Raw genomic sequence first — 12,028 nt, 5'->3', positions numbered from 1 at the left:
CTCAGTCGAGCCGCTCGCCGGTCACTTCGCTGAGCCGCCGACCCATCTCGTCGCTGTAGCGCCTGACCGCGTGTGCCTCGCTGAGGATGCCGACCACCTGCCCGTCCGGCGCGGTGACAGCGAGCGCGTCGGTCTCGGTGCGCTCGAACAGGTCGAGCGCCTCGCGGATCGTCGCCTGCGGCCGCAGGCTTTCCCCGGCATGGCGCAGCAGCGGGCGCAGTGTCGCAGGGGGCGCGCCGTCCGCCTTCATGGCATCGTAGAGCGCGGCCGGCGGCACCATGCCGGCGTAGCGGCCATCCTCGGTGGCGACCAGATAGGCGGTGGAGCCCGGCGGGTAGCGGTGGCGGGCCTCCGTGAGCGGCGTGTCGACGTCGAGCTGCGGCACCTCGTGGCGCATCAGCGCGCTGACGGTGAGCTCGCGCAGCCAGCCGATGTCGTGCGCGCCGCGAATGTTCTCCCCGCGCAGATGAAAGCGCCAGGTGGCGAAGGAGAAGCCGAACAGCCGCCGGGTGACCAGCGAGGCGGTGCCGGCCGCCGCCAGCACCGCCAGCGTCAGTTGCAGGTCGCCGGTCATCTCCAGCGCCAGCAGCGTCATGGTCATCGGCCCGCCGACCACCGCGACCGCCAGCGCGCTCATGCCGATGAGGGCGTAGAAGGCGTGCGAGGGCACGAGGTCGGGCAGCACCAATTCCAGGCCGGCGGCGTAGACCCGTCCCGCCATCACGCCCATCAGCAGCGAGGCGAAGAACAGGCCGCCGCGAAAGCCCGCGCCGATGGAGACCGACGAGGCCGTCACCTTCGCCACCAGCAGCAGGCCGGCCAGCGCCAGCGTGCTGTCGGCGGCGAGGAAATGATAGACCGCCCCATGGCCGGCCGAGAGCACGGCCGGGTTCCACAGGGCGAGCGCGCCGACGACCAGCCCGCCAATGGCCGGCCGCAGATAGGCGGGAAGGGCGGAGCGCCGGAAGCCGGCCTCCACCAGCGTCGCCCCGCGCATGACGGCGATGCCGACGAGCGCGCAGACCAGGCCGAGCAGCAGCACGGCCGGCAGGTCGACGAGGCTCGGCGCGCTGAGCGCGGGCAGCGGCGGGTGGTGCTGCGGCGCCAGCACCTGCTGGGTCAGGGCGGCGGTGAAGGTCGCCGTCATCATCGGCACGAAGGCGGGGATGGCATAGGTGCCGAGCACCAGCTCGAAACCGTAGAAGGCGCCCATCAACGGTGCATCGAACGCCGCGCCGATGGCCGCGCCCGCGCCGCAGCCGACCAGCAGCCGCAGATCGGCGCGCCGGACGTGGAACATCTGGCCGATCCGCGAGGCGAGGCCGCTGGCCGCCTGGGTGTAGCCGGCCTCCAGCCCCACCGAGGCGCCGACGCCGCTGGAGAACAGCGTCTGCAGCGCCACGACGAGGCTGTCGCGCAGCGACATGCGCCCACCCTGCAGCGCGTTCGCCTCGATCGGATCGACCGGCGGGCTGGCGACGGTACGCAGCACCCGCGACGCCGCGAGCCCGAAGGCGAGGCCGCCGAGCACGGGGCCGAGCAGCACCAGCGCCGGCGCGATACCGGCGGTGATCGAGAGATGGCTGCCATGGGGGATGCGGAAAATGAGTTCGTGCAGCGCCTGCAGCGTCGTGTTCATGGCGACGACGACGAGACCGGCGAGCACGCCCACCACGCCGGCGAGCGCGACGATGCCGAGTTCGCTCGTCCGCACCAGCTGGCGCAGGCCCTGCGGGACGGCTTCGGGGCTGGGGGCAGGTTCGGATGTCACGTGCCGCTCGTCTCAGCTCTGTTTCGTTTGACTAGGCAATGGCGGCGCCCTGCGCAACCGGCAACGCAGCCATGCGGGCATGAAAGCGCGTGTCGCCGGGATTTGATGGTGCGGGGCGTCGACCGCCGCCGCGCCGCGCTTAAAGTCGCTCCGAAGCCATGAGGATTCGCGGCCTGCCGGCCACGCGCCGCGCGCCGCCGCAAGGATTGGAGTTTTGCCGATGACGGAAGCGTCCGACTACACGCCGCCGAAGGTATGGACCTGGAAAAAGGGCGGCGGCGGCCAGTTCGCCAATATCAACCGGCCCATCGCCGGGCCGACGCATGACAAGGAGCTGCCGGTCGGCCGGCATCCGCTCCAGCTCTATTCGCTGGCGACGCCGAACGGCCAGAAGGTCACGATCCTGCTGGAGGAGCTTCTGGCGCTCGGGCACAGCGGCGCCGAGTACGACGCCTGGCTGATCAAGATCGGCGAGGGCGAGCAGTTCGGCTCGGGCTTCGTTGCGGTCAACCCGAACTCGAAGATTCCGGCGCTGCTGGACCGTTCCGGCGAGAAGCCGATCCGGGTCTTCGAATCCGGCGCGATCCTGCTCTATCTCGCCGAGAAGTTCGGTGCCTTCCTGCCGGGCGATCCCGCCGCGCGCGCCGAGTGCCTGTCCTGGCTGTTCTGGCAGATGGGCAGCGCGCCCTATGTCGGCGGCGGGCTCGGCCATTTCTACGCCTATGCGCCGATGAAGATCGAATACGCCATCGACCGCTTCGCGATGGAGACCAAGCGCCAGCTCGACGTGCTCGACCGGCGCCTCGCCGAGAGCGCCTATATCGCCGGCCCCGACTACACCATCGCCGACATCGCCGTGTTTCCCTGGTATGGCGGCCTGGTGAAGGGCTGGCAGTATGGTGCCGCCGAGTTCCTCTCGGTGCACGAATACACGAATGTGCTGCGCTGGGCCGACGCCATCCTCGAACGCCCGGCGGTGAGGCGCGGGCGCATGGTCAACCGCATGAGCGGCGAACTTTCCGAGCAGCTGCGCGAGCGCCACGACGCGAGCGATTTCGACACGCGCACGCAGGACAAGCTGGAAGCGGCCGGCTGAGGCTCAGACACGAAAAAAGGGCGCCCCGCGCGGGGGCGCCCCTCCTCTCGACGTGTCGTCGTCAGGCGCAGAGGCGCGTGAGTTCGCGGATATCACGCACCTGTTCCAGCCGGCGAACCGTCTCGACGATGGACTCGGTCTTGGCCTTGTCCCATTTGGAAAATTCCGCGCAGCCGCGGAACTTGTCGGCGGCCTCGTCATAGGTCATCGGGTTGGCCGGGCTGCCCTTGCCGAAGTCGGAGCGGCCGGAGATGGTGCGCCCGTCCTTCATGTGGATGTCGATGATGGTGGTCATCTTGTCATAGCCGGCGGCCTCGGCCTCCGGGTGGACATGGAAGTTCACCTTCTCGATCATCGCCTTCACGTCGTTGCGCTCCACTGTCTCGTCGGTGAACTCGGGGAGGCTGCCGCGCCCGTCGAGCAGCAGGATCGCCATGCAGAATTCCATCGAGAACTTGGCCTGAAGCTCGTTCTTCGGGCGGTGGTGGATCAGCGCGTTCGGCATGTTCTGGTTGGTGCCGACATCGACCCGCTCGACATCCTCCGCCTTGATGGAATGGGTGCGGATCAGCTCCAGCATCTTGGTCATGCCGGGATGGGTGAGCGAGCCCGACGGATGCGGCTTGATGGAGACGCCCGGGAAGGCGAACGTCCAGGGCTGGCCGAGCTTGCCGACGATTGCATTGGGGTCGAAGCCGCCGCCGGCCGCCTGGAAGAAGCCGCGCGGCGCCTCCAGTATCTTGTCCGTCGTCGTCCAGCCGAGCGCGGCGAAGTCCGCCGCCACCACGCCGCTCTCGCAGGAGCGGCCGGCGTGGAACGGCTTCATCATGGTGCCGAAATTCTCGCGCAGCCCCGCCGACTGGCTGCCGGCGCAGCCGAAGGCGCGCACCATCTGCTCGACATCCAGCCCCTTGAGCTTGCCGGCGGCGGCGGCGGCGGCGTAGGTGCCGCAGGTCGCGGTGGCGTGGAAGCCGTGCTGGTAGTGGCGCGGGTTGATCGCCTCGGCGATCTTGCACTCCACCTCGACGCCGAGATGATAGGCCAGCATCATGTCCGGACCCGAGCGGCCACCCGCCTCGGCCACGGCCAGCGCGGCCGGCAGCGCCGGGGCGGTCGGGTGGGTGAGCAGGCCGTAGACGCGGTCCTTGGCGACGGCGAGCTGGGTGTCGTCATAGTCGTCGGCATGGATGCCGACGCCATTGGCGAAGGCGGCGAAGCGCGGCGGCACCTTCAGCGCGGTGCCGATCACCGTTGCCGGGCCTTCCTTGATGCCGAGCCCTTCGAGGTAGGCCTGGATATATTCGCCGCTCTTGGCCACCGAGCCGGAGAGAGCGAGGCCGATGCCGTCGAGGATCGACTTCTTGCCGAGTTCGATCACCTCGGCCGGCAGGTCGGCATAGCGCGTGCCGACGACGAATTCCGCCACTTCGTGGGTGAGACCCTCGACGATCGGCTGGGCCTGGGCGGGGTTGGTCTGGTGGAGAGTCATGAGGCGTTTCCTCTTTTTATCGGGTGTCAGGCCGCCGGGGCGCGGGCGGCGGAGGAAGGCAGGGCGCCGATGATGGCGTCGGTGAGTTCGCGGGTGCCGGCGGTGCCGCCGAGGTCGCGGGTGAGGCTGTCGCGCCGCGCCAGCACGTCCTCGATGGCCTTCTCGATGGCGCCGGCGGTGGCCTCCTCGCCGAGATGGCGCAGCATCATCGCGCCCGACCAGATCTGGCCGATGGGATTGGCGACGCCCTTGCCGGCGATATCCGGCGCCGAGCCGTGCACCGGCTCGAACATGGAGGGGTAGTCCTTCTCGGGATTGATGTTGCCGCCCGGCGCGATGCCGATGGAGCCGACGACCGCCGGGCCGAGATCGGACAGGATGTCGCCGAACAGGTTCGAGGCGACGACCACGTCGAACCAGTCCGGGTTGCGCACGAAATGCGCGGTCAGGATGTCGATATGGAACTGGTCGGTGGTGAAGCCGGGATATTCCCTGGAGATCGCCGCGAAACGCTCGTCCCAGTACGGCATGGTGTGGCTGATGCCGTTCGACTTGGTGGCCGAGGTGACGTGCTTCTTGCGGCCCTTGGCCAGCTCGAAAGCATAGCGCATCACCCGGTCGCAGCCGCGGCGGGTGAAGATGGACTGCTGCATCACCAACTCGTCCTCCAGCCCCTCATAGAGCCGGCCGCCGATGGACGAGTACTCGCCCTCATTGTTCTCGCGCACGACGTAGAAGTCGATCGAGCCGGCCTCGCGGCCCCTAAGCGGGCTCTCGACGCCGGCGAGCAGCTTCACCGGGCGCAAATTCACATATTGATGGAAGCTGCGGCGGATCGGGATCAGCAGGCCCCAGAGCGAGACATGGTCCGGCACGCCGGGGAAGCCGACGGCGCCGAGGAAGATCGCATCCTTGTCGCGGATCTGATCGAGCCCGTCGGCCGGCATCATCGCGCCGGTCTTGGCGAAGCGCTCGCAGCTCCAGTCGTAATGGGTCCAGTCGAAGGAGAAGCCGCCGATGCGGCTCGCCGCCTCGAGCACGCGCTGCGCCTCGGGCACGACCTCGTTGCCGATCCCGTCGCCGGGGATGACCGCTATGGAATACGTCGTCATGGAAACTCCTGGATATCTGGCGGCGGGCAACGGCACGGTCGCCGATGGGACAGTGTTCAACGATCCGACAACTGTCAACAATTTTTGCCTTTCGCTGCAACAGGAATGGCGAAGCCGGTGCTGGCAGCAGATGTTCAAATGCCTAGAAAATCTTTGATAATATTGATGTTTTGATCGATCTGCCGGCGTTCCACCATTTCCCTAGCGGCAGCGTCTCGCAGAGACAGCAAAGGCACATTCCGGCGCATATTGACCATCAGTGTTGACAATCGTCGATTCCGGAGGCCAGATGGCGCCATGCTCCGCCGCTCCTCCACAGCTCCTGTCCGCACCCCGCGCACCGCGTCCTTCGTGCCGGTGATCCAGCGCGAGATCGAGCGGATGATCGGGACCGGCGAACTCACCGGCGGCACGCGCATCAATGAGAGCACGCTGGCGCTGCGGATCGGCATCAGCCGGGGGCCGGTGCGCGAGGCGTGCCGGGCGCTGGAACAGATCGGCCTGCTGCGCAGCGAGCTCAATCGCGGTTTCTTCGTGCGCGAGGTCTCCACCAAGGAGGCGCTGGACCTCTACGACATCCGTGCCGGCCTGTTCGGCACGGCCGGGCGGCTGGCGGCGTCGATCATCGCCACCACGCAGCTTCGCGCGCTGGAGGATCTCATCGGGCAGATGGACGCGGCGATCGAGGCGCCCGACATCGCCACCTTCTACACCCTGAACAACGAGTTCCACCGCCAGGTGGTGGTCGCCTCCGACAACAACAAGCTGATAGAGCTCTACCCGCTGCTGGAGGCGGAACTGCACCTCTTCCGCCGTCGGGGCCTGGTCCTGCCGGGATCGATGCGCACCTCCAATGACGAGCACAAGGCGATCCTCGACGCGCTGCACCAGAGCGACGGCACGACTGCCGCGCGGCTGCTCGAACGGCACATCCTCGCCGGCAAGGCGCGCTTCCTGCGCACGCTGGAGGACGACAGCGCAACCGACGCGCGGCCCGGTCCGCTCGACCCGAAGAATTCCCGATTCAAAGACAGGTAGTTCCCATGACGCGCACCCCGCTTCCCGTCCTCGCCCTCGTTCCCGGCGACTGCACCGGCATCGGGCCGGAACAGACGGCGCGCCTTCTCGGCGAGGGTGGCCTGCGCGAGGTGGCGCGGCTCGTCGTGGTCGGTGATGCGCGCGTGCTGGACATGGGCGCGCGCCACGCCGGCGTGACGCTCGGCTACAGGCGCTATGCCTCGCCGGCGGCGGTCGACTGGAGCGCGCCGGAGATTGCGCTGGTCGATCTCGGCAATACCGACCCGGCGACGTTCGAGCTCGGCGTGGCCGATCCCGAATCCGGCCGGCTGACCGGCGAGACGCTCTCCCGCGCCATCGACTTCGCCAAGGCCGGCGAGGTCGACGGCGTCTGCTTCGCGCCGCTCAACAAGCAGGCGATGTTCAGGGGTGGTTGGCGCTTCCCGGACGAGCACAAGATGTTCGCCCATCTGCTCGACCACAAAGGCCCGTTCAGCGAGATGAACGTGCTGGAGAACCAGTGGATGACGCGCGTCACCTCGCATGTCTCGCTGCGCACCGCGCTCGATCAGGTGACGTTCGACAGCGTCTGCGGCGCGCTGCGGCTGGCGGATGAGACGATGCGCAAGGCCGGCATCGACCATCCGCGCATCGCCGTCGCCGCGCTCAATCCGCATGGCGGCGAGGGCGGGCTGTTCGGCACCGAGGAGATCGAGATCATCCGCCCGGCAGTCGAGGCGATGGCGATGGAGGGCATCGCCTGCGAGGGCCCGTTCCCCTCCGACACGGTCTATCTCAAGGCCTTCACAGGGGCCTATGACAGCGTGCTGGCGATGTATCACGACCAGGGCCAGATCGCGACCAAGCTCAGGGGCTTCAACAAGGGGGTCACCATCACCGCGGGGCTCGACGTGGTGTTCACCACCCCGGCGCACGGCACGGCGTTCGACATCGTCGGCAAGGGCGTGGCCGATATCGGCGCGTTCCAGTCCGCCGTTCGCCTCGCGGCCCGGGTCGCCGCGCGCAAGATCGAGGCACGCGCCGCGGCCGCGTGAGGGGGCCTCCCTCCGTGATCTTCTCGTCCTCTCCCCGTCGGGGAGAGGTGGCCCGCGCAGCGGGTCGGTGAGGGGGCGCAGCGCTGGGACGTCGGCAAGACCCCTCACCCCAACCCTCTCCCCGTGGGGAGAGGGAGCTTGGCCGCGCGCAATGAGCGCCGGCCCCTCAGTCGATGCGCGAGGCGCCGTCGACGGCGGCGATGAGCCGGCGCTTGGCGAGGGCGACATGGCGCCAATGCGTCATCTGCGCCCGGTCGCCGTCACCGGAGGCCAGCGCCTCCAGCATGGTACGGTGCTCGCGGTTGGAGACGGCGAGGCCGCCGCCCTGCACCAGCGCGCGGGCGCGGAACAGATGCAGCTTGTTCACGAAGCGGTGGTACTCGGCCATCAGCGTGCGGTTGCCGCACGAGCTGACGATCAGATTGTGAAAGGCGAGGTTGAGCGGGTAGTAGTCGTCGAAATTGCCCTGCTCGGCCACCTGGTCCATCTCGTCGACCAGCCGCGTGAGCTGCGAGAGCAGCCCGTCGGTCATGCGCTCGGCCAGCAGGCGCCCCGCCTGCCCGAACAGCGCGGCGCGTACGTCGTAGATTTCGATCGCGTCCTCGACCGACAGCCGGCGCACGAAGACGCCCCGGTTGCGGACGACTTCCACCAGCCCCTTGGCCTCGAGGCTGCGCGTCGCCTCGCGGATCGGGCCGCGGCTGGTGCCGAAGCGGTTCGAGAGGTGAATCTCGTTGATCCGCTCGCCCGGCTCCAGCTCGCCCGTGAGGATGAGGCGCTCGAGTTCCTTCTCCAGCGCGCTCGTGAGGGAGACGCTCTTCACCACGGTGAGATCGTTCAAATGACTGGAATCGCTATCCATGTTCATTCGTTAATTGTAAACAATCTCGCGTTGGAAGGCTCCTGGTTTCTACGCTACGCTGCGTGAGGAGCCGGTTTCTGCGTCATTTTGTCGTTTGATAATGCCGATCACCGCTGCCGTCACCTCGTTGGTGCGCGCGGTGCCGCCGAGATCGGGCGTCAGCGCGGTTCCTTCCGCCGTCACGCGCTCGATGGCGTCCATGAGCCGCGCGGCGGCGTTATCCTCGCCCAGATGCTCCAGCATCAGCACCGCGCTCCAGAAGGCGCCGATCGGGTTGGCGATGCCCTTGCCGATCAGGTCGAAGCCAGAGCCGTGGATCGGCTCAAACATGGAGGGTGTCGCGCGGTCGGGCGCGAGGTTCGCGGTGGCGCCGATGCCGAGGCTGCCGCTCAGCGCCGAGGCGAGGTCGGACAGCACGTCGGCGTGCAGGTTTGTGGCCAGCACGGTGTCGACCGTGCCGGGGCGCAGCACCAGGCGCATCGTCATGGCGTCGACCAGCATCCAGTCGACGTCGAGTTCGGGGAAGTCCTTCACCACGCCCCGGCAGACCTCGTCCCACAGCACCATGCCATGGCGCTGGGCGTTCGACTTGGTGACGATGGTGAGCTTCTTGCGCGGGCGCGACATGGCGAGCTCGCAGGCGAAGCGGGCGACGCGCTCGATGCCGGTGCGGGTGAACACCGAGACGTCGATGCCGACCTCGATCGGCAGGCCGCGATGGACCCGCCCGCCGGCGCCGGCATACTCGCCCTCGCTGTTCTCGCGCACGATCACCCAGTCGATGTCCTTGCCGAGATCGGGGCGCAGCGGGCCGGTGATGTTCGGCAGCAGGCGCGAGGGGCGCACATTGGCGTACTGGTCGAGCCCCTGGCAGATGGCGAGCCGCAGATCCCACAGCGTGATGTGGTCGGGAATCCCAGGGTCGCCGACCGCGCCGAAATAGATGGCGTCGAAGCCGCGCAGCGTGTCGACGCCGTCGTCCGGCATCATCTTGCCGACGCGGCGGTAGCGGTCGGAGCCCCAGTCGAAGCTCTCGAAGTCGACGCCGAAGCCGCCATCCGCCGCCGCGAGCGCGTCGAGCACCTGGCGGCCGGCGTGGATGACGTCGGAGCCGATGCCGTCACCGGGGATGAGAGCGATCTTATGCCGCCGCATGTGCGTGGTTCTCCATGAAGTCTAGAATGGCGTCGACCATGTCGGTCTGGGTGCCAGTGCCGCGAATGTCGGGCGTGCGGGTGGCGGGGTTCGCCAGCGTCGCGTCGATGCCGGCCTTCATCAGGGCGGCCGCCCGCCCGGCGGCGGGAATGCCGCGCCGGCGTCCGAGCCATTCGATCAGCATCCGGGTCGATTCGATCATCGCGTAGGGATTGGCCAGCCCCTTGCCGGCGATGTCCGGCGCCGAGCCGTGCGTGGCCTGCGCCATGGCGATGTCGCCGCGCCCGATGCACAGCCCCGGCGCCATGCCGAGCCCGCCGACCAGCCCGGCCGCCTCGTCGGTGAGGATGTCGCCGAACATGTTGGTGGTCACTACCGTGTCGAAGCGCTGGGGCTCGCGCACCAGCTTCATCGCGAAGGTGTCGACGATCACCTCCTCGATGGCGACGTCGGGGAACTCCTCGCCGGCCGCGTAGCACTCCTCCACGAACATGCCGCAGCCGAGCTTGAACACGGTGTTCTTGTGTACGACGGTGAGCCGCTTCTTGCGCGCCCGGGCGATCTCGAAGGCGGCGCGGGCGACCTTGCGGCTGCCCTCGCGGGTGATGACGCGCACCGAGATGGTGGTGTCGTGCGTGGGGCGGAACTCGCCCGAGCCGGCCACCACGTTGCGGTCGGGCTGGAAGCCCTCATTGTTCTCGCGCACGATGACGAGGTCGATGTCGTCATAGAGGCAGCCGAGCCCGGGATAGGAGCGGGTCGGACGCACATTGGCGAACAGGTCGAAGCTCTTGCGCAGGATCGGGTGCGGATTGATCGCCTCCGGCACCTTCGGATAGGCCTGATGGCCGATCGGGCCGAGGATGAAGCCGTCGAGCGTGCCGAGCGTCTCCAGCGTGCCCGGCGGCATGGTGTGGCCGAGCTCGTCCAGCGCCGTGCGGCCGAGCGGCATGGGCCGCCAGTCGATGGCGAGGCCGCTGGCCTGCGCCGCCGCTGCCGCAATAGCGTGGGCGGCGGGAACGATCTCGTGGCCGATATCGTCGCCGTTGAGGACGCCGATGCGCAGTGGTGCGGTTGTGTTCACCTGCGTCCCCTCACTCGGCCGCGCTGCGCAGGTCGGCCGGCACGGAGGCGCGCGCGATGTCGCCGACATTCGCCAGCTCCGGCAGGCGCCAGCACGCCGCCATCAGCCGCTCGGTCACCTCGTCGCCGACCACGAGCGCCGACTGGTGGGCGAATTTGCGCTCGAGATGCTCGTTGCTCAGCGGGCGATCATGGCTGCCGATGGCGCGCTCGATCGTCTTCTCGATCACGCGGCCGTCGTCGAACGCGATCTCGATGACGACCGAGGCCTCGTGGATCGCCGGGTCGGAGGTGGCGGAGACCTTGCGGCGCAGGGCGATCAGCTCCGGCGCGTTGGCGGCCTCGTCGGTGAAGGCGGTGGGCGAGCCGTCGCCGCGCAGCAGCGCGCAGGCCGCCGCGTGGAAGACGCTGAACTTGGTCTCCAGTCCGGTCCTGGGCTCGCGCTTGCCGGTCAGTTCCAGCACCAGCGGATGGGTGCGCAGGCGCACCGCCGCGATATGCGCGACCGCGTCGCCCAGCTCCTCGCGCAGCTGCTGGCAGCCATCGATGGTCGGGTGGATGACGATGCCGCAGGCGAAGGGCTTGTAGGAATTGAACCCGGCCTCCCAGCTCTGGCCGAGCCCGCCGAGGATCTCGTTGTAGTCCTGCTTGGTGGAAAGCACGTTGGCGAAGCCGCGCGGCGCCTCGATCGACTGCAGCGAGCTGTCGAAACCGGCCTGCGCAAGGAAGGCCGCCAGCGCTCCGTTGCGGGCGGCGGCGCCGGGATGCAGGCTCTTGCACATGGTGCCGAACATCTCGCGCAGGCCCGAGGCCTGCGTCGCGGCGATGCCGAGAGCCCAGGTCATCTGGGTCTCATTGAGCTTCAGCATGTGGCCGACAGCGGCGGCGGCGCCGAACACGCCGGTGGTGCCGGTGATGTGCCAGCCACGGTCGTAATGTTCGGGATAGACGCTGTTGCCGATACGGCACTCGACCTCGATGCCGACGATCAGCGCGTTCAGGAAGTCGCGGCCGGAGATCGGATGATATTCCGCCGCCGCCAGCAGGGCGGAGGCGACCGGACCGGCGGGGTGGATGATGGTCTTCAGATGCGTGTCGTCATAGTCGAGCACATGCGAGGAGATGCCGTTGACCAGCGCCGCATTGGGCACGTCGAGCCGCTCGCCGCGCCCGATCACGGTCGCCTGCGGCTTGCCGGCGAAGGGCATAATGCCGGCCAGCGCACGGTCCACCGTCTCGTGACGGGCACCGCCGACGGCGCAACCCATCCAGTTGAAGAAGGTCCGCACGCCCTCCTCGCGCACCGACGGCGGAATGTTGTCGAGCCGGCATCCCACGATCCAGGCGGCGAGCTTCTTGGTGACGTCTTTGTCGGACATTTTCTTCTC

Annotated in this window: 11 protein-coding genes; 4 read left to right on the top strand and 7 right to left on the bottom strand. The window is 68.4% G+C overall.

Going from position 1 to position 12,028, the window contains the following annotated elements; translation table 11 throughout:
- Position 1: 1 nt before the first annotated feature.
- Positions 2–1,771 carry a chloride channel protein gene (locus AC1PZ7_RS18595; RefSeq protein WP_482356670.1) on the bottom strand — a complete coding sequence of 590 codons (1,770 nt, stop codon included), beginning with the start codon at positions 1,769–1,771 and terminating at the stop codon, positions 2–4.
- A gap of 220 nt (positions 1,772–1,991) precedes the next feature.
- Between AC1PZ7_RS18595 and yghU the strand changes: the two genes are divergently transcribed.
- Positions 1,992–2,867 (top strand): glutathione-dependent disulfide-bond oxidoreductase, encoded by an 876-nt coding sequence (gene yghU, locus AC1PZ7_RS18590; RefSeq protein ID WP_482356669.1) that lies wholly within the window; start codon positions 1,992–1,994, stop codon positions 2,865–2,867.
- Positions 2,868–2,928: 61 nt separating this feature from the next.
- Here yghU and AC1PZ7_RS18585 read toward each other — a convergent pair whose 3' ends face one another.
- Positions 2,929–4,356 (bottom strand): MmgE/PrpD family protein, encoded by a 1,428-nt coding sequence (locus AC1PZ7_RS18585; protein ID WP_482356668.1) that lies wholly within the window; start codon positions 4,354–4,356, stop codon positions 2,929–2,931.
- Between the two features lie 26 nt (positions 4,357–4,382).
- Positions 4,383–5,468, bottom strand: coding sequence for a tartrate dehydrogenase (locus tag AC1PZ7_RS18580; RefSeq protein ID WP_482356667.1), 1,086 nt, complete (start codon positions 5,466–5,468; stop codon positions 4,383–4,385).
- Here AC1PZ7_RS18580 and AC1PZ7_RS18575 point away from each other — a divergent pair.
- The 3 genes from AC1PZ7_RS18575 to AC1PZ7_RS18565 all read left to right on the top strand — a co-directional run bounded on the left by AC1PZ7_RS18575 (position 5,452) and on the right by AC1PZ7_RS18565 (position 7,540).
- A complete protein-coding gene (locus tag AC1PZ7_RS18575) occupies positions 5,452–5,625 on the top strand; it encodes a hypothetical protein (protein WP_482356666.1) in 174 nt (57 codons plus the stop codon). The two genes, AC1PZ7_RS18580 and AC1PZ7_RS18575, sit on opposite strands and share 17 nt — an antisense overlap.
- A 140-nt stretch (positions 5,626–5,765) precedes the next feature.
- Positions 5,766–6,506 (top strand): FCD domain-containing protein, encoded by a 741-nt coding sequence (locus AC1PZ7_RS18570; RefSeq protein ID WP_482356665.1) that lies wholly within the window; start codon positions 5,766–5,768, stop codon positions 6,504–6,506.
- 5 nt (positions 6,507–6,511) lie between these two features.
- Positions 6,512–7,540 (top strand): PdxA family dehydrogenase, encoded by a 1,029-nt coding sequence (locus AC1PZ7_RS18565; RefSeq protein WP_482356664.1) that lies wholly within the window; start codon positions 6,512–6,514, stop codon positions 7,538–7,540.
- 166 nt (positions 7,541–7,706) lie between these two features.
- Here the strand turns inward: AC1PZ7_RS18565 and AC1PZ7_RS18560 are convergent, their stop codons facing one another.
- The 4 genes from AC1PZ7_RS18560 to AC1PZ7_RS18545 are packed head-to-tail and all read right to left on the bottom strand — an operon-like array spanning position 7,707 to position 12,019.
- The gene (locus AC1PZ7_RS18560; protein WP_482356663.1) at positions 7,707–8,408 is read right to left on the bottom strand and encodes an FCD domain-containing protein; all 702 of its coding nucleotides are present in this window, start codon (positions 8,406–8,408) and stop codon (positions 7,707–7,709) included.
- 42 nt (positions 8,409–8,450) lie between these two features.
- Positions 8,451–9,557, bottom strand: a complete 1,107-nt coding sequence (locus AC1PZ7_RS18555; RefSeq protein WP_482356662.1) for a tartrate dehydrogenase — start codon at positions 9,555–9,557, stop codon at positions 8,451–8,453.
- Positions 9,544–10,641 carry an isocitrate/isopropylmalate dehydrogenase family protein gene (locus AC1PZ7_RS18550; RefSeq protein ID WP_482356661.1) on the bottom strand — a complete coding sequence of 366 codons (1,098 nt, stop codon included), beginning with the start codon at positions 10,639–10,641 and terminating at the stop codon, positions 9,544–9,546. Before AC1PZ7_RS18550 ends, AC1PZ7_RS18555 begins: the two co-directional genes overlap by 14 nt.
- Positions 10,642–10,651: 10 nt before the next feature.
- On the bottom strand, positions 10,652–12,019 hold the full coding sequence (locus tag AC1PZ7_RS18545; protein ID WP_482356660.1) for an MmgE/PrpD family protein: 1,368 nt from the start codon (positions 12,017–12,019) through the stop codon (positions 10,652–10,654).
- Between the last annotated feature and the right edge of the window lie 9 nt (positions 12,020–12,028).

This window comes from Ancylobacter sp. TW_SC_1, from assembly GCF_056836805.1.
Note: the sequence above shows the minus strand (reverse complement) of the source record. Positions and strands in the feature narration are given on the sequence as shown.

What these genes read in the sequence shown, in the direction of transcription:
- yghU (WP_482356669.1), top strand. Translation starts at nt 1,992, where the DNA reads ATGACGGAAGCGTCCGACTACACGCCGCCGAAGGTATGGACCTGGAAA.
- AC1PZ7_RS18585 (WP_482356668.1), bottom strand. Translation starts at nt 4,356, where the DNA reads ATGACTCTCCACCAGACCAACCCCGCCCAGGCCCAGCCGATCGTCGAG.
- AC1PZ7_RS18575 (WP_482356666.1), top strand. Translation starts at nt 5,452, where the DNA reads ATGGAATACGTCGTCATGGAAACTCCTGGATATCTGGCGGCGGGCAAC.
- AC1PZ7_RS18580 (WP_482356667.1), bottom strand. Translation starts at nt 5,468, where the DNA reads ATGACGACGTATTCCATAGCGGTCATCCCCGGCGACGGGATCGGCAAC.
- AC1PZ7_RS18570 (WP_482356665.1), top strand. Translation starts at nt 5,766, where the DNA reads ATGCTCCGCCGCTCCTCCACAGCTCCTGTCCGCACCCCGCGCACCGCG.
- AC1PZ7_RS18565 (WP_482356664.1), top strand. Translation starts at nt 6,512, where the DNA reads ATGACGCGCACCCCGCTTCCCGTCCTCGCCCTCGTTCCCGGCGACTGC.
- AC1PZ7_RS18560 (WP_482356663.1), bottom strand. Translation starts at nt 8,408, where the DNA reads ATGAACATGGATAGCGATTCCAGTCATTTGAACGATCTCACCGTGGTG.
- AC1PZ7_RS18555 (WP_482356662.1), bottom strand. Translation starts at nt 9,557, where the DNA reads ATGCGGCGGCATAAGATCGCTCTCATCCCCGGTGACGGCATCGGCTCC.
- AC1PZ7_RS18545 (WP_482356660.1), bottom strand. Translation starts at nt 12,019, where the DNA reads ATGTCCGACAAAGACGTCACCAAGAAGCTCGCCGCCTGGATCGTGGGA.